General features: G+C 55.8%; 16 protein-coding genes. 2 read left to right on the plus strand and 14 right to left on the minus strand.

Annotation, left to right across the window (positions count from 1 at the left end; genetic code table 11):
- Positions 1 to 14: 14 nt before the first annotated feature.
- From H9I52_RS21175 to H9I52_RS21205, 7 genes are all read right to left on the minus strand, one after another.
- Complete coding sequence (locus H9I52_RS21175; protein ID WP_187455511.1) at positions 15 to 3,230, minus strand: SusC/RagA family TonB-linked outer membrane protein; 3,216 nt, start codon at positions 3,228 to 3,230, stop codon at positions 15 to 17.
- A 384-nt stretch (positions 3,231 to 3,614) separates the two neighbouring features.
- Positions 3,615 to 3,863 (minus strand): hypothetical protein, encoded by a 249-nt coding sequence (locus H9I52_RS21180; protein ID WP_187455512.1) that lies wholly within the window; start codon positions 3,861 to 3,863, stop codon positions 3,615 to 3,617.
- 932 nt (positions 3,864 to 4,795) lie between these two features.
- Positions 4,796 to 5,896: an alpha/beta hydrolase gene (locus H9I52_RS21185; RefSeq protein WP_316248062.1), complete on the minus strand. Its 1,101-nt coding sequence runs from the start codon at positions 5,894 to 5,896 to the stop codon at positions 4,796 to 4,798.
- A 92-nt stretch (positions 5,897 to 5,988) separates the two neighbouring features.
- The gene (locus H9I52_RS23280; protein ID WP_187455555.1) at positions 5,989 to 6,417 is read right to left on the minus strand and encodes an alpha/beta hydrolase; all 429 of its coding nucleotides are present in this window, start codon (positions 6,415 to 6,417) and stop codon (positions 5,989 to 5,991) included.
- A gap of 25 nt (positions 6,418 to 6,442) precedes the next feature.
- Positions 6,443 to 6,625 (minus strand): hypothetical protein, encoded by a 183-nt coding sequence (locus H9I52_RS21195; RefSeq protein ID WP_187455514.1) that lies wholly within the window; start codon positions 6,623 to 6,625, stop codon positions 6,443 to 6,445.
- On the minus strand, positions 6,615 to 7,418 hold the full coding sequence (locus H9I52_RS21200; RefSeq protein WP_187455515.1) for a LytR/AlgR family response regulator transcription factor: 804 nt from the start codon (positions 7,416 to 7,418) through the stop codon (positions 6,615 to 6,617). Before H9I52_RS21200 ends, H9I52_RS21195 begins: the two co-directional genes overlap by 11 nt.
- Before the next feature lie 10 nt (positions 7,419 to 7,428).
- Entirely contained in the window at positions 7,429 to 8,490 is a 1,062-nt protein-coding gene (locus H9I52_RS21205) for a sensor histidine kinase (protein WP_187455516.1), read from the minus strand.
- Between the two features lie 193 nt (positions 8,491 to 8,683).
- Between H9I52_RS21205 and H9I52_RS21210 the strand changes: the two genes are divergently transcribed.
- Complete coding sequence (locus H9I52_RS21210) at positions 8,684 to 9,220, plus strand: RNA polymerase sigma factor (protein ID WP_187455517.1); 537 nt, start codon at positions 8,684 to 8,686, stop codon at positions 9,218 to 9,220.
- 291 nt (positions 9,221 to 9,511) lie between these two features.
- Here the strand turns inward: H9I52_RS21210 and H9I52_RS21215 are convergent, their stop codons facing one another.
- Together H9I52_RS21215 and H9I52_RS21220 are read right to left on the minus strand one after the other, a co-directional pair.
- Positions 9,512 to 10,621, minus strand: coding sequence for an ATP-binding protein (locus H9I52_RS21215; protein ID WP_187455518.1), 1,110 nt, complete (start codon positions 10,619 to 10,621; stop codon positions 9,512 to 9,514).
- Between the two features lie 13 nt (positions 10,622 to 10,634).
- A complete protein-coding gene (locus tag H9I52_RS21220; protein ID WP_187455519.1) occupies positions 10,635 to 10,829 on the minus strand; it encodes a hypothetical protein in 195 nt (64 codons plus the stop codon).
- Positions 10,830 to 11,464: 635 nt separating this feature from the next.
- Between H9I52_RS21220 and H9I52_RS21225 the strand changes: the two genes are divergently transcribed.
- Entirely contained in the window at positions 11,465 to 12,052 is a 588-nt protein-coding gene (locus H9I52_RS21225) for a recombinase family protein (protein WP_187455520.1), read from the plus strand.
- A 227-nt stretch (positions 12,053 to 12,279) separates the two neighbouring features.
- Here H9I52_RS21225 and H9I52_RS21230 read toward each other — a convergent pair whose 3' ends face one another.
- The 5 genes from H9I52_RS21230 to H9I52_RS21250 form a co-directional block, all read right to left on the minus strand.
- Positions 12,280 to 13,077, minus strand: a complete 798-nt coding sequence (locus H9I52_RS21230; RefSeq protein WP_187455521.1) for a nucleoside deaminase — start codon at positions 13,075 to 13,077, stop codon at positions 12,280 to 12,282.
- 316 nt (positions 13,078 to 13,393) lie between these two features.
- Positions 13,394 to 14,122 (minus strand): hypothetical protein, encoded by a 729-nt coding sequence (locus tag H9I52_RS21235; protein WP_187455522.1) that lies wholly within the window; start codon positions 14,120 to 14,122, stop codon positions 13,394 to 13,396.
- A gap of 797 nt (positions 14,123 to 14,919) precedes the next feature.
- Positions 14,920 to 15,534, minus strand: a complete 615-nt coding sequence (locus H9I52_RS21240; RefSeq protein ID WP_187455523.1) for a hypothetical protein — start codon at positions 15,532 to 15,534, stop codon at positions 14,920 to 14,922.
- 10 nt (positions 15,535 to 15,544) lie between these two features.
- A complete protein-coding gene (locus H9I52_RS21245; protein WP_187455524.1) occupies positions 15,545 to 18,229 on the minus strand; it encodes a class I SAM-dependent DNA methyltransferase in 2,685 nt (894 codons plus the stop codon).
- A 361-nt stretch (positions 18,230 to 18,590) separates the two neighbouring features.
- The gene (locus H9I52_RS21250) at positions 18,591 to 18,851 is read right to left on the minus strand and encodes a hypothetical protein (RefSeq protein ID WP_187455525.1); all 261 of its coding nucleotides are present in this window, start codon (positions 18,849 to 18,851) and stop codon (positions 18,591 to 18,593) included.
- Positions 18,852 to 18,956 lie beyond the last annotated feature (105 nt).

Genomic DNA, 18,956 nt, shown 5'->3' on the forward strand with positions numbered 1-18,956 from the left:
TGGGGTGGTAGAGCTTAAAAGTTCGCGCTCAGCTTCAAGCCCAGGTTACGGGTGGTGGGGTAGGTCATGTCCTCGACGCCGGTCTGCAGTTGGTTTTGTTGGAACGAGGTCTGCTCGGGGTCGAAGTGCGGGATGTGCGAGAGGGCCAGCAGGTTCCGTCCGACCAGGGCCACGGTCAGCCGCTGCGTGTGCAGCTTGTTGGTCAGCCAGGCCGTTTGAGGCACGGTATAGCCGATGGTCACTTCCCGTAACTTGACATACGAGGCATTGTAGGTGCTGTTCTCCTCGTTGTTGCGGTCATAATACATCCGGTAGTAGGTTTCGGCCGGAATGGCCTTCGTATTAGGCTGGTAGTTCGGGTTTTCGGGAGTACCGATGTTCACCATGCCTTTGGCTATGATGCCCGCATCGGGCCGGTCGGCCGTTTCAATGAGCTGACCCGCCACGCCGGCCAGAGCCAGCGTGCGCGACACCAGAATGCCGCCCTGCCGCCAGTCGAGCAGAAAGCCGAGATTAAAATCGCCCACGCTGAACTGATTCGACAGCCCCACCATGAAGTCGGGGTTGTAGTTGCCCAGCTTCTTCAGCGTGTTGTCGGCAATGTACTGCCCGTTGCTGCCCACGATGAAGTCGCCCTGCGGGCTGCGCAGGTAGCCCGTGCCCCACATATCGCCCATGCGGTCGCCCTGCCGCACCTGGTACCAGACCGTCTGGTTCACGTTGTCGTAGATGCGGTTGTAGCCCAGCGTCAAGGTACCGGCTTCTGCGGGCAGGGACACCACGGTGGTCCGGTTCCGGCTGAAATTCAGGTTCACATTCCACCGGAAGCGGTTCGCCTGCACGGGCGTGGCGTTCACCACCGCCTCGAGGCCCCGCGACCGCACCTCACCCCCGTTGATGACCCGTTCGCTGTAGCCCGTCGAGATGGCGATGGGCAGCGACAGAATCTGGTTGCTGGTGCGGGAATCGTAATAGGTCAGGTCGAAACCCAGCCGGTCGTTAAAAAAGCGGACATCCGCTCCTACTTCCAGCGAGGTGATGGATTCCGGTTTCAGGTTTGTATTGGCAATACTGCTCTGGGCGCCGAAAGCAGGCTGCGAAAAAACCGGGTTCCGGGCGGTGTATACCCCCGCGGTCTGATACGGACCGGTGTCGTTGCTGACGTTGGCGGCGCTGGCCCGTACTTTGGCGAATGACACGACCGCGGGCAGCTGGAACTGGTTCGACAGCACCCAGCTGGCCGATGCCGACGGGTAGAAGAAGGCCGTATTGGCCGTAGAAGTTGGCGTAGCCAGGGCGCTCGACCAGTCGTTGCGCCCGGTGATGTCGACAAACAAGAGGTTTTTATACCCCAGCTTGGCTAGGGCATACAGGCTGTTGATGCGCTTGCGGCCACTCTGCTGGTACACCTCCACCGGCGAGGCAGCGTTGTTGAGCTTGAACACGCCCGGCTGCGCCAGCGTCAGCGCTTGGTATTGGTCGAATGAGGTCGCTTGGTCCAGGCGGTTGCCCCCGGCCGATACATCGAGCGAGAGCGGCCCCAAGCTGCGGGTGTAGTTCAGCAGGAAGTCGGTGTTGATTTCCCGAAAAAAAACGCCGTTCTCGGCGTAAGCGCCGCTCTTGAAGCGGTTGCTGCTGAAGGCCCGCCGATACTGGCGGTTCTCATTGGAGTAGTCCATGCTGCTCCGCACCAGCAGCGTCAGGTTGTTGACCAGTTCGGCCGTCAGGGCCAGATTGCCGATGAGGCGGTCGCGGTTAAACGAATTCTGGTTTTCGTAGAGCGTAAAATACGGGTTGTCGAAGTAGGTGTAGTTGTAGGAAAACTGCTGAATACCCTCCAGCCCCGGCTGCCAGTACTGTTTCATGGAGTTGATATCGGTTTGCCGGCCCAACCAGGCACTCAGGGCGTAGTTGGTGTTTTCCGAACCGTACTTGGTCGCGGGGCGGTTGTCGCTGCCGCTGTTGATGTAGTTAATCGAGGAGCTAATCTTTAGCCGCCGGGTCGGGTCGAACTGCAGCCGGGCGGCCAGGGTTTTGCGCTTCAGGTCCACGCCCGGAATAATCGACTGGCTGTTGAGGTCCGTGTAGGAGAGCCGGTAGCTGCCTTTGTTATAGTCGCCCGACACTGCCAGGTTGTTGATGGCTGTATGCCCCGTCTGGTAAAAATCGCGCAGGTTGTTGGGGTGCGACACAAACGGCGTCGGGGTGACGGGGAGTCCGCTGTAAAGCTTCGTATCGGCGCCGCGCACCACCTGGCCGTTGGGCAGGGTTACGGGGCTGTCGTACTGCGGCGTCAACACGCCCGCGTCCAGCTTCGGGCCGTAGCTGTACGAAATGTTGTCGTTGACACCCCCGCCCAGGCCGTCGCCGTACTTGAATGCCCCGCTGTTGCCCTGCCCGTAGCTGTTCTGAAACTGGGGCAGCTGAAACGGCTGCTCGGCGTAGAAGGTGCTGTTGAAGCTCACGCCAATGCCTTTGCCCGCCCCCGAACCGTCTTTGGTCGTAATCAGGATGACCCCATTGGCCGCCCGGGTGCCGTAAAGGGCGGCCGCGCTGGGTCCTTTCAGCACCGATACCGACGCCACGTCGTCGGGGTTAATTTCCCCGGCCCCGTTGCCGAAATCGATTTCCTGAAACCCGTTGGCATCGTCGTCGACCCGGTTGACCACCGTGGCGTTGTTGATAATAATACCGTCGACCACAAAGAGCGGATTGTTGTTGGTGAAGGACGATTCGCCCCGGATGGTAATGCGCGACGACGCCCCCACCCCCGTTGAGCCGGCCGTGACCATGACGCCCGCTACCTTGCCCGCCAGATTGTCGAGAAAGTTGGCAGCTTTCACCTCGCTAACCTGCCGGCTATCTAGTTTCTGCACCGCGTAGCCCAGGCTCTGGGCGTTGCGCTCCAGCCCCAGGGCCGTCACAACGACCTCGTTAAGAACAAGGCCCACAACTAGCTTAACCGTCATGTTGGTTTGGCCCGTATACTGAATTTCCTGCGATTTGAAGCCCAGGGAGGTAAAAACTAGTACGTCGGCGGGCTGCAGATTGGTGAGCGTGAACGTGCCCGTGGCATTCGTGAGCGTACCCGCCTGCGTACGTTTTACCTGCACGGTGGCCCCCACAATCGGTTGCGATGAGGTACTGTCTACAACCTGCCCGGTGAGTTTCTGGGCAAATACGGATGCGGATACTACGCAAAGAAAGGCAACGAGTAGTACTGTTCGCATATAGGGGAAGTATTGAAAAAAAGAAATTTTGGCAATTTACAACAGGGGGAGCTAGGGATGATGGACCGAAAAAGGACGCATAGTTATTCCGTTATGGCAGCCACAACCGCCGAGACGTTGCCCGACAAACGATGTAAATGCGACGGCGGATTTAAGTCCGAATCGTTACGCCCTCAAAAGTAGCCCACTTGTTGAGGTGGTCTTGCTAAGCTGGACATAGCATTAACCTCAATATCACCAGTCTCACAACGCAGGAGAGGCGGGCAGAGAAAATAGCAGTAGGGTATTTGGACTACTATGGCCTTGGGTAAAAGTTTGGTACAAAGGTTAAACGGGCGGCCGCTCGGTGGTCGGGGCTCCAACTCCCTACTAACCAAGACGTAGTTACAACGGCAACTCGCTTAAATCAACATGCGTAACATACGGTTCTAAGAATGCCCAACTGGTAAAGGTGCGTATCTCGTAAATGATGGGGTTGTAGTACACTTCGGCAAAAAAGCCGCCGGGCAGGTGAAACAGGCTGACCAGGTCGGGGCCGTCGCGGCGGATGGTCAAAAAGAGGCCGTCCAAAGAAACCAAGCTGATTTGCTTCAGCAGCGGCAAAGCCTGGAATGCTTCCTGAGAAATTGCCATATACCACCCGTTGCCCGCGCCAAAAGAAAGCTACGTACGTACGGGGCCGGGCCAGCGGTTTGGGCACGGGGCTGAAGAATGGTACCTGCCCGGAGTAACCCATTTTCTACGCTCGCGGCTCGGTCAGGGCATTGCCCTTCGGTTTTCCTCACGCGGCGGTAAGCAAAGCCGAAGACAGCTTCTGGAATTCGCGTCTACACAAGAAAGGCGAGGCCCAGCAGCGTGACAACTCCCCTTACTGCCGCTAGTGCAAGGGCAGAACCCGGCTCATAAGGTGTAGAGGCCCGTTTGGCAACCGGGACCCCGTGAGCAGCCACCCTCCCGGCTGCCATTACTAGGCTCCCTGCTAAAAGCGTTACCCCTACCGTAGACAAAAGACCGCTGATGTCGCCGAGCAGGAGCAAGGAGCGTATTGACAAGCGCAAGTGCGGGAGTTAGTCGATCGGGAATACTGCAATGTTACAGGTTGATCGACGACGTGGGGCGCTGCCCAAACCAGGAATAAAAAGGCACAGCCGCCGGGCACCACGCGACCTAAAAAAGCCCCGACGTATGCCGGGGCTTTTCTAGGTTCAGGGCTTCGGCAGAACCAATACTTGACGGCCAATCCCGCGCAGGTCGTCAGCGTGAAAAGCAACAAAGCAAAGCGGTTCGCCCGCCAGCGCTGCCGAGGCGACGGATTTTTCCAGGGGAGCGCGGTAAGTCGGGGCTGTTCGGGGGAGGTGCATTCTCTGGTTGCCCCTGGGTGGTGCGCTCACAGCCGGGCTTGTCTTTTTGCAAGTACTCGTCGGGGCGGGGCACGCGGCGCCGGGGCTGGGCAAACGTTTTGGCGGTGTAGCCCTGGGAGGTTCCCCGGGGAATGGAGCGAGACGGCCACCGGGCGTCCGTATCCCCCGCTGCTACCAAAAGGCCGGGCCCTAAGCCAATGAAACTTACTGAAAGCTCTTTTTCAGTTCGGCGGCGGCCAGCGCCTGGGCTTCTTGGGCCTCGGGCACTACCGGGGCCATGCCGAAGAACTCGTGCGTGACGCCGGCGTACACTTTGGACGTGACGGCGACGCCCGCGGCCTTGAGCTTGGCGGCATACTCTTGTCCTTCGCTTTGCAGCGGGTCAATTTCGGCGTTGATGACGGTGGCTGGAGGCAACCCCGTCAGGTTAGGCGCGTTCACCAGCGAAATCAGCGGGCTGGCCCCGTCGGCGGCCGAGTTGAGGTATTTGTCGAAAAACCACTGCATCAGCGGCTTGCTCAGCGGTTTGGCGGTGGCGTACTGCGCGTAGGAGGGCGTGGTCATGTCGTAGCGGGCGATGGGGTACACCAACAGTTGGTGCACCGGCAGGGGCACGCTCGCGTCGCGGGCCATCAGGCACACGGCAGCGGCGAGGTTGCCGCCCGCGCTCTCGCCGGCCACGGCAATGCGCTGCGCGTTGATTTTCAAAGCAGTAGCGTTGTCGCGCACCCAGCGATAGGCCGCGAAAGCGTCGTTGTGGGCCGTGGGGTACTTGTTTTCCGGCGCCTTGCGGTACTGCACCGACACCACCACCGCGCCCGTTTGCTCCGCCAACGCGCGGGCCGACGGATCGTAGGTGTTCAGGTTGGCAATCACCCAGCCCCCGCCTTGGTAGTACACGAGGCCCGGGTTGGAAGCCGCCGCGTTTTTGGGCGTGTAGATGCGCACCCGAATGGTGCCGCCCGCCACGGGAATGCGCTGCCCCGTGGTATCCACCAGGGGCGTGGGCATCGGGAGGTTATAATCCTTCATCACGGCCATCACGGCGTCGGTGGCCGACGGGGCCAGGCGGGCCTGCTGCGGCGTGAGCGTGTACAGCGGCACGCCTTTGCTCAGCTCGTCCAGCTTCTCGATGACGGTTTGCATCTCGGGCTTGATGGTCGGCCCCCATTCGGGTTTGGGGCCTTTGGGCATGATAGTCGTGACGGGCGAAGCGCCATCATCGTCGTTACAAGCGGAGAAGGCGAGGGCCAACAGCACGATCATGCCGTGCAGGAAGCTTCGGCCCCGGAGTCTGAGTGCCACGCAGTTGTTTGTTTTCATGTTCGTATTAGGGAGAAAGAAAGCTGTTTTTAGACTACTTAAGAAACAGTTGTAAGTTATTTATTATCAATGCCTTATAGGGTTGAGCGGTGCGAAGCCGGCACGACACTAAACGCGGCCTTTAGGCCGTTGGCGGCTTCAGCTAAGGCGTTCTTGGCCGTATCGGCCACGCCTGCGGTGCCGAAGAATTCGTGCGTCATGCCGGGGTAGCACCCGTGCTTGGTGGGCACGCGGGCCGCCTTGAGGCGCTGGGCCCGCAGCACGTCCAGCTCCGCCGTGAGGACCAACGCGGGCGGCAACCCGCTCAGGTCGGCGTTGACCAAATCGATGCGCGGGCCGCGGCGGGCCGGGCGACAAAGTCCTCCACGGCGTTTTTCAGCGTGGGTTTGTTGCGCGCGTTGTGGGGCGTTGTGGGGCGTTGGCTGCGCCCCAGGCCAATTGGTCCAGAAGGGCCTGAAGCTGCGTGTCGGAGGTGCTGGGCATGGGGTGCGGTAGGAAAAGATGAAACATTCAGGCCGGGCGGTTCGCCTAAGCGGGCCCGACCTGCCCCGAGCCGCCGGTCAGGCCCGCTTGGTTGGAATTGCATACGGCCCGCAGCCCGCCCTTGGGCTGCGGGCGGGACGAAGCGGCTGCTTTTGGGGCCGAGTTGCCGTGTTCGCGCGGCGTGATGGGCTGTCGGCGCGGGAGCGGGGAGGGGGGGTTACGAGGCAAAGCGCTGGAGAAAGCGCTGGATGTCTTGGGTGTAGCTGCGCGAAGAGGTTAGGTGCGTGTCGTCGTGCAGGGTAATCAGGTACTCGCCGTGCGACCACGGTCGCAATTCCTTGATGTAAGCCGAGTTAACGATAACCGAGCGGTGGATGCGCAGGAATACCCTCGAGTTGAGCTTGCCTTCGAGTTGGCTGAGCGTCGTGCGCAGCAGGTGCTGTTGGCCCGGCGTGTGCAGCGTTACGTAATTGCCCTTCGACTCCAGATACAGCACCTGGTCGGCTTTGACAAAGTATAAGCGCCCCTGGTGCTTGAGCAAAAACTGATCGGCTCCCGGCGCGGGGGCAGGGGCGGGCTCCTGCTGCGGCCACGCGCGCAGCAAGGCCGTGAGATGGTGGCGGGTCTGATGGGCGCTGCGCTGGTCCAACATGTGGCGGGCATGCGCCAGGCACGCCGTAAACCGGTCGGGGTCCAAGGGCTTAAGCAAATAATCGATCGCCCGGGCTTCGAAGGCCTGCAGCGTGTACTGGTCGTAGGCCGTGACGAACACGACGAGCGGCAAGGACCGGCCCCGCACCCGCTGCAGCACTTCCAGGCCGCTCAAGTCGGGCATTTGCACGTCCAGAAACACCAAGTCGACGCCGGCCTCGCCTTCCAGCCACGCTACCGCTTCGGTGCCGTTGCTGCATTCGCCGGCGACCACGTAGCCGGGCGCAGCGGCCAACAGCTGTCCCAAGCGGCGGCGGGCCAGCGGTTCGTCATCCACAATCAGCGTACGAATGGGCTCTACAGGGGCCAAGGCAAAGCAGTTAGGAGTGGGGCTGATACGGCAGTTCAATGCGCACGGCAAAGCCTTGCGCCGGAGCCGTGTGGATGGTCAAGGCATAGTACGCGCCGTAAAGCGCGCGCAACCGGTCTTCGCTGTTGCGCAGGCCAATGCCCCGCGGCCCGGTCCGGTCGGTGCCCGGGCCGTTGTCGCGCACGTGCAACACGAGGCGCTCGCCCTGCCGCTCGGCCTGGATGTGAATGGCCCCGGCCCCTGTAGCGGAAGCCAGCCCGTGCTTGACGGCGTTCTCCACGAGTGGCTGCAACAGCAAGTTGGGCACCAGTGCTGGCAGCGCGGCCGGGTCCAGCTCGTAGGTGATGGCGAGGCGGTCGGCAAAGCGGATTTGCTCCATGTCCAGGTACAATCCCGTGAATTGCAGCTCCTGGGCCAACGGGATCTGCTGCTCGTCGGTATGGTCCAGTATCAAGCGCAAAAACGCGCCCAACTTGGCCGTCATGCGCTGGGCCGCCTGGGGGTCGTCGCCGATGAGCGTGGCAATGGCGTTGAGCGTGTTGAACAGAAAATGGGGCTGAAGCTGCATTTTCAGGGCCTGCAGCTGGGCGTGGACGAGCTGCACTTCCAGGCGGGCGGCGTCAAGGTTGCGGCGCTGGTAGCGGCCGGAGAAGTCCAGGGCGTAGGCCACCCCCAGCAGCATCCAATACCCGGGCACCCAGACGTTGACGCTGGACAAGATGGCAGCCCACGAGAGCACGGTGCCGGGCACGGCCAGCAGGTACAGCAGCGCCACGTACAGGGTGCGAAACACGGCCGTGAGCGCCACACTACTCCCCACGTGCACCAGCGCGTAAGGGAGCATGCGGCGCCGGCCGGCGGTCAAGTCGAAGCGGGCGGCCAGCCAAAACACGACCGGCGTAAGCAGCGTCCAGAGCCCGCCGTAAACCAAGGGCCCGAGCACGGCCGTGCGCCACGGCACGCGGGTGCCGCTGGTCAGGGCCTGGGCATATACCAGCGCGACCATGAACACGGTGAACAGCGCCCACGCCAGGGCCACGCGGCCCCACTTGATTTTCTCCAACTTGAGCATGCACTCTGATTCCCGGGTAGGCCTTCTCCAACGGAAAACGGCGGCGGAAGTTGACGCTCCCCGGCCCGGCCCCCACCGCCCAGGGCCGGGCACTGCCGTTCATCCCGCAAATCGGCCCATCCATCCCACGGCGTAGCCCACCCGTTGCCTTTTTCCGTAGGACCCTGCTCCACCCAACTCGCTGCATTTGCCCATGCCTTTCTCCCCCGACGACCAGTTGGTCCAACGCCTGCAGGCGCGCGAACCAGCGGCCATGACCGTGTTCTACGACCGCTACGGGCCGGTGCTCTACCGCATCATTTGGCGCATCGTGCGCGACGAGGGCTTGGCCGAGGACGTGCTCCAGGAGGCCATGCTCAAAATCTGGGCCGGCTGCGCCTCCTACGACCCGTCCCGGGGGCGGGTGTTTACCTGGGCCCTGAACGTGTGCCGCCACGCCGCCATAGACCAGCTGCGCACCCGCCAGCAGCAGTTGGCTCGCCGCACCGAACCCTTGGCGGGCAGCGCGGCCGCGTGGCGTCAGGCCAGTGGCCCGACATTTAACCCCGACCACGTGGGCGTGCGCGAGTTGGTGGCGCAATTGCCGCCCCGGGATAGGGGCTTGGTGGACTTGCTTTTTTTCGGCGGCCTGACGCACGTGGAAGCCGCCGCGCACCTGCAGCTGCCCTTGGGAACGGTCAAAACGCGGGTGCGCGCCGCCCTGCGGGTACTGGCCGCGCTCGCCCGGTAAAGGAGTTGAAGCCCGCCCGCTCCGTTCGTGGCAAGCCTACCCAGCCAGATACGGGACAAGCCCACCGTGATCTCGCGCTCACGCAACGCGTTGGAAAGCGAAGCGGGTTCGTCCAGGGCCGGCGGGCTCCCGGCGCCCCCGCGTCACCTTCCTGCTCGGGTGGAGGCCGCGCGGAGAGGACCGTTTCCAGCGCCGCCAGCAGGGACCCGTGCCCTTGCCGCCCCGCCGCCAGTGAGTAGGGCCGGGCCTGCGAAAATACCCGCTCGGTCGCGCGGGCGCTACCCAGCAACTCTAGTCCGCTACCATCAGATCAGTCAAGATTTGGTAGAGCAGCGCTTCATCAAAGGGCTTAGAGACGCAGGCCTGCATGCCGGCGGCCAGGCACTGCTGTCGGTCCGCCTCGAAGGCGTTGGCTGTCAGGGCTACGACGGGCACTGCCGCCCGCGCCGGATCGGGCAGGGCCCGAATGGCCGCGGTGGCTTCCAGCCCGCTCATGCCCGGCATCTGGATGTCCATCAGCACCCCGTCGTAGGGGTGGGCCGCCGCTTGGGCAATGGCGGTGGGGCCGTCTTCGGCTTCGTCGTAGGCGATGCCCCACTCTTCCAGCAGCAGCCCGGCCACCAGGCGGTTGATTTCGTTGTCTTCCACCAGCAGCACCCGCCGGCCCTGCAGGCCCCGGCGGCCGCCCTCGGTTTCCGGACTGGTGGGCACCGGCGGCGGGGCCGTGCCGCGGGGCAGCGTGAGTTGGAACGCAAACGTGCTGCCTACCCCCGGCGTACTATCCACGGTGAGCGTGCCGCCCATCCGCTCCACCAGCGCTCGGCTGATGCTCAAGCCCAAGCCCGTGCCGCCGAAATGGCGCGCCGTATCGGCGGAGGCCTGGGTGAAGTTCTCGAAGATGCGCTCCACTTTGTCGGGCGCGATGCCCACGCCGGTGTCGGTGAAGCGAAACGCAATGGTCAGCGCCTTGGCCGTTTCGGCCACCTGGTAGCCGCCGGCCGTGATTTTGCCGCCCGCGGGCGTGAACTTGATGGCGTTGGAGAACAGGTTCAGCACCACCTGGCGGATGCGGTGCGGGTCGCCGACGACTTGCGGGTTGGGGCAGGACTCGTGCAGGCGAATGGCTTCCACTTCGATGCCCTTCTCCTGGGCCTGCACGAACAGCGGCTGCGCCGCCTGGAACAGCATCTCGCACACGTCAAAGGGCTCGTGGGCCAGCTCCAGCTTGCCGGAGGTGATTTTGGCCATGTCCAGCACGTCGTTAAGGACGCCCAGCAGGTGCCGACCCGACCCCTGCACGATGCGCAGCAATTCTTGCTGACGGGGGGCTAGGGGCGTCTTGGCCAGCTGGGCGGTGATGCCCAGCACGCCTTTGAGGGGCGTGCGGATTTCGTGGCTCATGTTGGCCAGAAAGTTAGCCCGGGCTGTGGCCGCCGCTTCGGCGGCGTGCTGGCGCAGGCGACGGGTTGTCTTGCTTCGAGCCGCAGCCAATTCCCATGAAGGCCCGCACGCCCGTCAGGCTGGCCGCGGCAATCGCGTACAGTGCTTGACGGCGCGAGGTCGTCTGGCCCAAGCGCCGCGTCAGGGCATCAAAGGAAAATTGCTCCATACGTCCACGCTTCGTCTTACCGTTTCCCTGTCGTTGAGTCGCTGGCCCGGAAGTAGCAGCGGCCCTACACCCCTGACTCCTGCCTAAGCGATCCCCTGCTGAACTTTGCGGTTGTAGAGCATCGCCGTTAGCTTACTAGCCGTTGGTGCTGGTAAGGCGATGGGTGGGAACAGGCCGCTCGTAGCGGTGCTGTCCGGAAGGGAGGGCCCGCGCTGGCGTAGCCCGCCACTCGGGCAGGCAAGTAGCTATGGGAAGGAGAAAGGCGGTGGCGCGGCAATTCGGGCCTTTCCGGTTTTTGAAAAAAGAAGTAAAAGGGCAACGTTCCTGCACGATTTCACAACCACCGTCCAACAGCGCGACGGAATACGCCAGACCCGTCGACGCTACCGATGGTTTTCAGGCTGGGGTATTCCTGCATGCATGGGGATACCCATGCATGCAAGAGCAAGCTTAATATAGCAAATATTTAATTATTGATCAATGTTGTGCCCGTCGTGGAAAAACGGGCGTTTTCCCGCGACAAACCCGCCGGTAAGAAACGCCTCCGAAAACCTTCGAAAAAGTGTCTCAAAGGTTGATCTCAGGAATCAACGTCTCGCTATCTTCGCGCTTGCTGACTTCTTGAGAACTCGACTATGATTTGTGGCTACGCCCGCGTGAGCACCCCCGACCAACAACTGCACCTGCAAGTAGACGCTCTGCAGGCGTATGGCTGCTCGTCGATTGTCCAGGAGAAAATCTCCTCGATGAAAGAACGCCCCCAGCTGCAGCAACTCATAAGTGGGTTGCGGAAAGGCGACACCTTAGTGGTATGGAAGCTGGATCGGCTGGGCCGCTCCTTGAAAGATCTGGTGACCCTGGTGGCGGGCTTTCAGGAGCGAGGCATTCACTTCGTCAGCTTGCAGGACCATTTGGACACGACCACCGCGCAGGGAAGGCTCATGTTCAACCTGTTTGCCTCGCTCGCGGAGTTCGAGCGCGACCTGATCCGCGAGCGCACCCACGCCGGGCTCACCGCCGCACGAGCGCGGGGCCGGCAGGGTGGGCGGCCCAAGGGCTTGAGCAAAGAAGCGCTGAGCAAGGCCCAGGCGGCCAAGACGCTGTATTTGCAGCAGGATAAGACTGTGCCCGAGATCGGCCAACTGTTGGGCGTGGGACGCGCCACCATTTACCGCTACTTGGCCCACTTGGGGGTAAAGACCGGCACCATTTCCACGCTGTAGTCAGACCAGACCCTTAGAACAGTCCATTGCTCTACGGAACCAACCATTTGCGTGTACTTCGTTAGCGACTTCTCCGTGTCCCCGCATCTCGTTCGCAATGTGCCCCTTGGGGTTCGCTATGCAGTCTGAAGCCACTAGCGGGCATGACATGCAATTACCAGTCTTGCCAAATGCTCCTTCTAAGTGAACAACCCGTATTTAGCCACGCCAGTGTTTCGATGAGGCTGCTAGACGAACGGCATGCCCAAGGCACGTTGCAGCTGCGTTAACGTGGTCGCATTCCGGGTCTCGTCGGGGGTTACTGAAGCCAAGTCGCCCCCCTGCAGGGCTTGCAAGACTTGGAATGCTTGCTCCAGCTGCGGGCGGCAGAAGTCCAGCAGGTGGGTATCGCGAATGCCGCCGACTCGCAGTTGGTCGGTCTGAGTCAGCAGTTCCTGGTGAATCTGCAGTGCCCGGCCCGTCACCGGGCTGTCCGTTCCCAAAAGCGCGAGCTGCGCGTACGTTGCTTCGTCCTTATCGTAGAACTTCGACTTGAGCAGTTGCCAAGCCCCACCGTATTTGTGATCGGCTAACACATAGCTCACCCGTTTTACGCGCGCCACCAGCGCGGAACTGGCGCACATGGGACACGGCTCGAGCGTGGTATACAGGGTGGCGCCGGCGTTGCAGAAGTCATCGGGCTCGTGCCCGGGTCCCATGAACATCGACGAGCGGTAGTAGCCCTCGATCGCTTGGGCCGGCTGCCGGGGCCGCTTGGCACTGACCCGCGCGATCGCCGTCCGCAAGGCGCGCTGCTCCCCGTGCTGAAGCGGGCTGCCTTCGGCGTGGATCGCGTTGCGCTCCAGGGCGAGCAGTTCGCCATCTACGTTATCAACGATCGCCGCGAAGATGTTCAGTCCCAGCACATGGCTAGGCGCCGCCTCGGAGGGGTACGTTACCGGGATATCGAATCGGGTAAAGCCATACGCCAGCAGGCCCAGGAAGAGGAGGGCATCCCGCTCGGTCTGCACAAGGGTAGTCGCCATTGCCGTTAGGGGTGAGGAGGAGGGGAAGCAACTGGGAAGGAAGGGTACCGGGTTCAGAACCTAAAATAGGATTTGCTATGGTATTCTCCTATAGAGCTGCACAACCTGTATCGCTGCCCAACGGCGCTTCATGGCGTTCGCTCCGACACTGGTCCTTTAATTGAACCGGCCATGGTACTGAACAGGTGAAAGGAGTTACAGGGTGTAGCGGACAGCCACCGAGTAACTGCTCGGACTCCTGAGTATTGTAGGCCGTGCCATAAGCTACCTTAAGGTTACTGTCTGTTCTCACTTGACCACCGCAGTCACGGGTGGTTTAGCGCTTGCACAAAGGAGGCCAGCCGAAGCGACGACGAAAACCGTCTTCGAGTAACGGACGCAGGCTGTGATCAACAACAGGGATCACAATGACAGCAAAAGCATCGTTATGCCATTGAGACTCGGTGATGTTGATGCCATTGAGCAAGCGCGCGTCAATGCCGAGATAATGGGCTGGCGAGCCGGTTTTTAGTTGTCGGCAGTGAATGAGGTTCCCTTCCGCTGTTGGGCTGTGACATCCCGGAAACTCCTGCCGAAGCTCCTTGATTTCTGCGGGCGTAATGCGCTCAAGCGATAAGGCGCCTGTTGCAGCTAGGGTGCGCGCCTTGCCGCCTCTTCGGAGCGGCGCTATACGTAACTGGTCGGGTGTCTGCGTGCTGAACAGGTGCTGTTTAAGCCGCGCTCCAACGCTACTACCATGAATACCGTTGTAGAGGCACCGAAAGACTTGCGGACCTTTCGTGATCGGGTAGTTGTCAAAGAGGCCGTAATCGCTGAAGGTCGGAACCCGGGTTTTGGGCAACGTACTAAAAACGAAGTAGCAACCAGCCTTTTTATGGTAGCGTGCTACGTCGTCAGGGTCCCTAACGATGTGCAACCGAGTGGCTTGGAAAAAATCAGTGGGAGCAAATAACGTGTCAGCGGCACGCTTGCCGTAGGCCTGCAGCTCGGTGGCGAGCTGCTCGATCTTTTGTTCTTCGGTTAAGGGAGAGAGTAAGGGTGCCATTCTGAGTCTAGGGCCCAAGGTAACAGAAGCTGGCACATATACCCTCGTTTTTCTGTACAACTTCACTCGCTGCAAAAGTCGAAGAAAAAGGCTCTAATGGAGCCAAAATCAGTTCACTAAACTGGTGCCGCGAGCAAAGTACGTAAAACACTATCCTCTAATTGAAATATTTGCACTTGCTTATGAACAATGGTCATGCCCCTGTCTCTAAACAAATGCTAGACCTGCGGGTTGATGCGCTCAGGCAAACTAACTTTGAGCCTATCTTTTAGGGAAAGTCTAAATTACCCAGGTATGCTACCTCAAGTTAACTCTGCACTTGACCAACTAATGGAGAAAGGATGTAGTCTAAAGGCGACTTAACTACAACCTGTATGCCTTTCTATTTTAGTTTGAGCGTTAGCTTATTTGTGAGCTTAACCACGCAGATTTAGTCGCATCTCGGACTCTTGGAAAGGAAGCGGCTGACTTCCTAAAAAGCATAGCACATAGTTATGGCCGCGGAAATACTACTTATATAGGATAATAGCAACTAGGCGTTGATTAGAATGGTCAATGACATGCTGAGATAAAATATTACACTCTATAAATAAATAAGCCATCGAGATGTGATAATTAAAAATATTAAAAATAGCTGGCGCTATATATGCCTAATATTTCAAATTCGCCAAAATAAGACCTTATTACTTAGATAAATTTTAAGCAAATTCTAATAGTGTAGTCCATATCTACTGCAATTTCATGTTTACAACTACATTGTTCACCAATATAAGTCCAAAATATTATATATGTGTGTTTTAAGTATTTATTTTCCATTCTTTATCGTTTGTATCGATGACTTCATCCTTTATCATTACTAAAACATTTCTCATAAAGGAGGTTAATGATTCTATGTTTTTCATCATGGATATATCATTTGTGTGATGCAAAGCAAAATGTGAATGAGGCAAAGGCTGTGTAGCTAAGCTTACGTGCAAATGTGGAATCCGTTTATACTGATAATGTGATTTGATGGTTTTGTCAGCAGGTTCAGTCTCTCTGGGTTCGCAATGAATAGCTAACACTTCCCTTTCATCTCTACTTTGTCTTAGGACACGAAATAAGCTAAAGCTTAAGTTATTAAGTGCCCACTTTGTTTTGGCTAGATCAGACGGAACCCAATCTTCAAAATACATGCATCTAAATTCAGTATTGTAGCATGTAAAACGCCAATCTCGATAAGATTTATTTGGAATCGAGCCATCGTATGTACCTAAAATATAATGTTGAGCTTGAGGATAAGTATTACATGAGATTGTGGTTTTTTCCCCTCGTTTAGCTGTTTCTTCTTTCGTTAAGAGAATACCTAGTAGTATTCTAATTTCAGATGAGCGTCGTTTTATTTCTTTATCAGATAGCTCAATTAAATACATTTAATTAGTGTTAATTAGTGTACAATCCCACATCCCTTTTCTCCTTGACATTAAGTTCATAAAGTTCAGCAACTATATTGTCAATAGAGCGTTCGAGCATTAATGCCTCATCTAAGTTACTGTTTGATGTCATACTCATTCTGAGGTCAACTAGGCTGAGTAACTCAAGCAAGGTATTAGGATTTGCCTTTATAGGATCAGGCACTGGCAATACAGCTAAATTTTTTGGCTCTAACATTAAATAACCACCACGATATATATGTGAATTGGATGAGAGGTACCAAAATGCAGTTGAAGAATTTAGAATTGCAAGAAAATACCGTAGCATATCATGCTCAAGTCCATCTTGGTCTTGACCATATATGTCTGGTAAAAGAGAAAGGAACGTAGAGCGAGAAACGGCATATTCACCATTTTTATCCCAGGAAAATCTCGGAACAAAGGCCAAATGCGGGCTTATTATTTTAGGAATTAACAGCTTATCGGGGGAACGGGGCCACAAAGGCTCCCACCATTCTTTTCTATAACGTTCTAATGAGCTGCGTTTTTGAAGTATACTTGCGTTTGCGCATAGATGAGCCCAAGTTTTAGGAAAATTCTTCTCTAGCTCAACTTGAGTTATCTTCCTGCCTTCGATAAACGGGTAGAAGACAGAACTCTCGCTTGTTCCAATATTATATGGAACCATGTCTCTATCACGCAGGAAAGGCGTATAAATAATCTTTTCTTTATGAGGTATTTGATCGTTCTTTCTGATAAATACGCTATCCGCTCCTGTTATAATACCTTGTTTTATTGCTAAGAACTGGTTTATTTTCGGCAAATTTAATAATTTCTGACGCAGTTGGGTTTTTATAGGTGGCAGTAAAATCCATTCGTTTTGTTTGAATAGATCTTGATCAGCTTTATAAACACTATAAAATTTATTTTCCACCACCCTGTCGTCAAGAACATCCTGCAATGCTTGACCAGGGAATTCCTGGCATTTCACGATGGTAGCTGATTGATGGCCGATATGGTAGAGAGGATTTTTTTGAAAAATAATCAACACAACATATATCCCAACATCGCCAAACACTTTTACTGCTGATAAATCTGCTACACAATGAATAATAGATGATTCGGCTATATGCCTCCTTAAAGGAGCTGCATTTTCAGAAAGAAGGAAGCTATGTGGCAGCACAAAGCAACCAAATCCTCCCGGTTTTAATATATTTAGCGCTATAGACAAGAAAGGGATGTACATATCCACTCTCCCTTTACCATGAGGCCCAAGGAAATCTGAAATAACTTCTTGCATCTCGGCAGTTTGCTTTTCAACAGCGACATAGGGAGGGTTAGCGATTACAGCATCATAAGTCTCGTTTAAATGAATATTAGCACTAAAATATTTTATTGCTTCAGCCGATTTTATATCTAAATTACTCGGTAAAACTCCTGTCAAAACAAGGTATAGTAATGATAGTGATAGTTGAGTTGCATGAGCTGCATTCTGGTCAACATCGACACCAGACGCATTACTAAAGGCGTTCTTGATAGCACCCAAGTCGAATCCTCCTGCCTCAGGTTCAGATTGCATTTCAAGGACTGTCCTTAGAAATATACCAGAACCACAGGCTGGGTCACATACTTTTAATTGCTTAAATATTGAAATTGGGACTGATTGGCGTATGTATTTAGCAAAAAACTTTGCTATATACTGGGGTGTATAAACACTACCAAAAGCGCGGTCACGTTCTTCATTCGGAAGTTCTGGGAAAAGGCTCCCTTGGGGTGAGTTTTCTAGTCTTAATACAGATACATATCCTTCATATATTCTACTGAGAGCATGCTTTGATATAATTGAAAAATCATAATCGTAGTATGTAGCATATTTATTTCTATAGAAATCATTTAAAAGTGCTGCTACAGTATACTTGTTAAGATCGTCAAATACAGCGAGCCCAGGTTCATCGATAATAAAATCGGGTACTACTTTTACAAATTGATGAATTGTTTGAATGATAAGCTCTCTGATAGTATTGATATTTCCTTCTCTCCATGTACTAAGAAGAGTGTGAAAGTGAACCGCGTTTACTTCATTGGAATTTGATAAGACAAAGTTCCTAAAACGATACTGATCTTCAGCTGCTCTCGCAAAAATAATAGCATTAAATAGTGCAGATAACACCTTATTTGGTACATCATAATTCATTTCTGCAGAAAGCAGCCTTTTCCAGTTTGAAATTGTCTTAATTAAAGCATTATCAAGGGATGGCAAATTGGTACTTGGCTTTCTTTCTGTTACTTTATCAAAAGCATTACTACGTAAGTAATCATACTTATCACGGCTAAGTCGGAAGCTTTCAACTACTTCTGGTGTCTTGGCCCTATTATAAATAAAGCTTATATCACTAGGATCTACTTGAATATGCCAATCGATCAAATTGTTGTATGATAGCGATATTAGCTTTTTCTTGTCTTGCGCTGTTAAGTCACGAAACGGTGTCCTTAAAAAAGATATAACGGCGGAAGTTTCAAGGCCATGTTCAACAATAAGATGGCCGTTAGCAACTGCTGAGAGGGAAGGTTCTTCTAGTATGTCACTTGGAACCCAACCGAAGCTTTGAGCAAAATCTTCAAGCGAGCGAGCTCGAACCTGTTCGGAAAGTGTGTCGCTTGTTAATGAAAGGATAGTTCCGTAATCTCTGTCCATTGCCTTGGGGAAAGGTTCCTTCTGTCTAAAAAAGGAGTAAATACGCACTAATTTACGCTAATATTTTTGGCAAACTGTTGCCATTCTACCTCCAAGCAAGCAAGTGTTTTAGCATCAAAGTATTGGCTATGTATACTTGAGCTAGTATAACCTTGTGTATACAGATGCAGTTACTGATATATACATGTTCATTTCTAATTATTCCCTTTAAAGCTTGCTATAATGATATTCTGAAAAGCTAAGCAGGGTTAATGTATTCAGCTCATTCATGATATATTGAATAGGACGAAAGTTACATTTCGCATCTTCAATAGTGATTCGATCTTGGTCTAAAGCAAGAGTACGCTATTCAATTAAGTTGTTAAAGCCCTAACTTCTGCGCCGCGTTATGCCGGCGCACATCATCCAGACGGTTGTAGTGCCGGATCATCGAACTGGTCTTATGCTTGGTCTGGTTCATAATTTCGCTGTCATCGTCCTCCGCCAGCTTGGCTACCGTGACAAAGTAAGCCCGCAGCGAGTGGTCGGAGTAACTGGTGCCCAGGTAACGCTGCACCACGGCGTTAACGCTCTTATCGGAAAGCTGCGCCTCGGTCATCCGTTCGCCCTTGCGCAGGGACACGAACACGGGCCCTGCCTCCCGCTTGAGTTGGCGCAGCCACGCCTGCAGGAAGCGAATGGGACAACCACAATCGATGTGTCGCGCTTATTAATGAGCGTCACACTT

It is taken from the genome of Hymenobacter sp. BT491 (assembly GCF_014349165.1).
Lineage (GTDB): Bacteria > Bacteroidota > Bacteroidia > Cytophagales > Hymenobacteraceae > Hymenobacter > Hymenobacter jejuensis.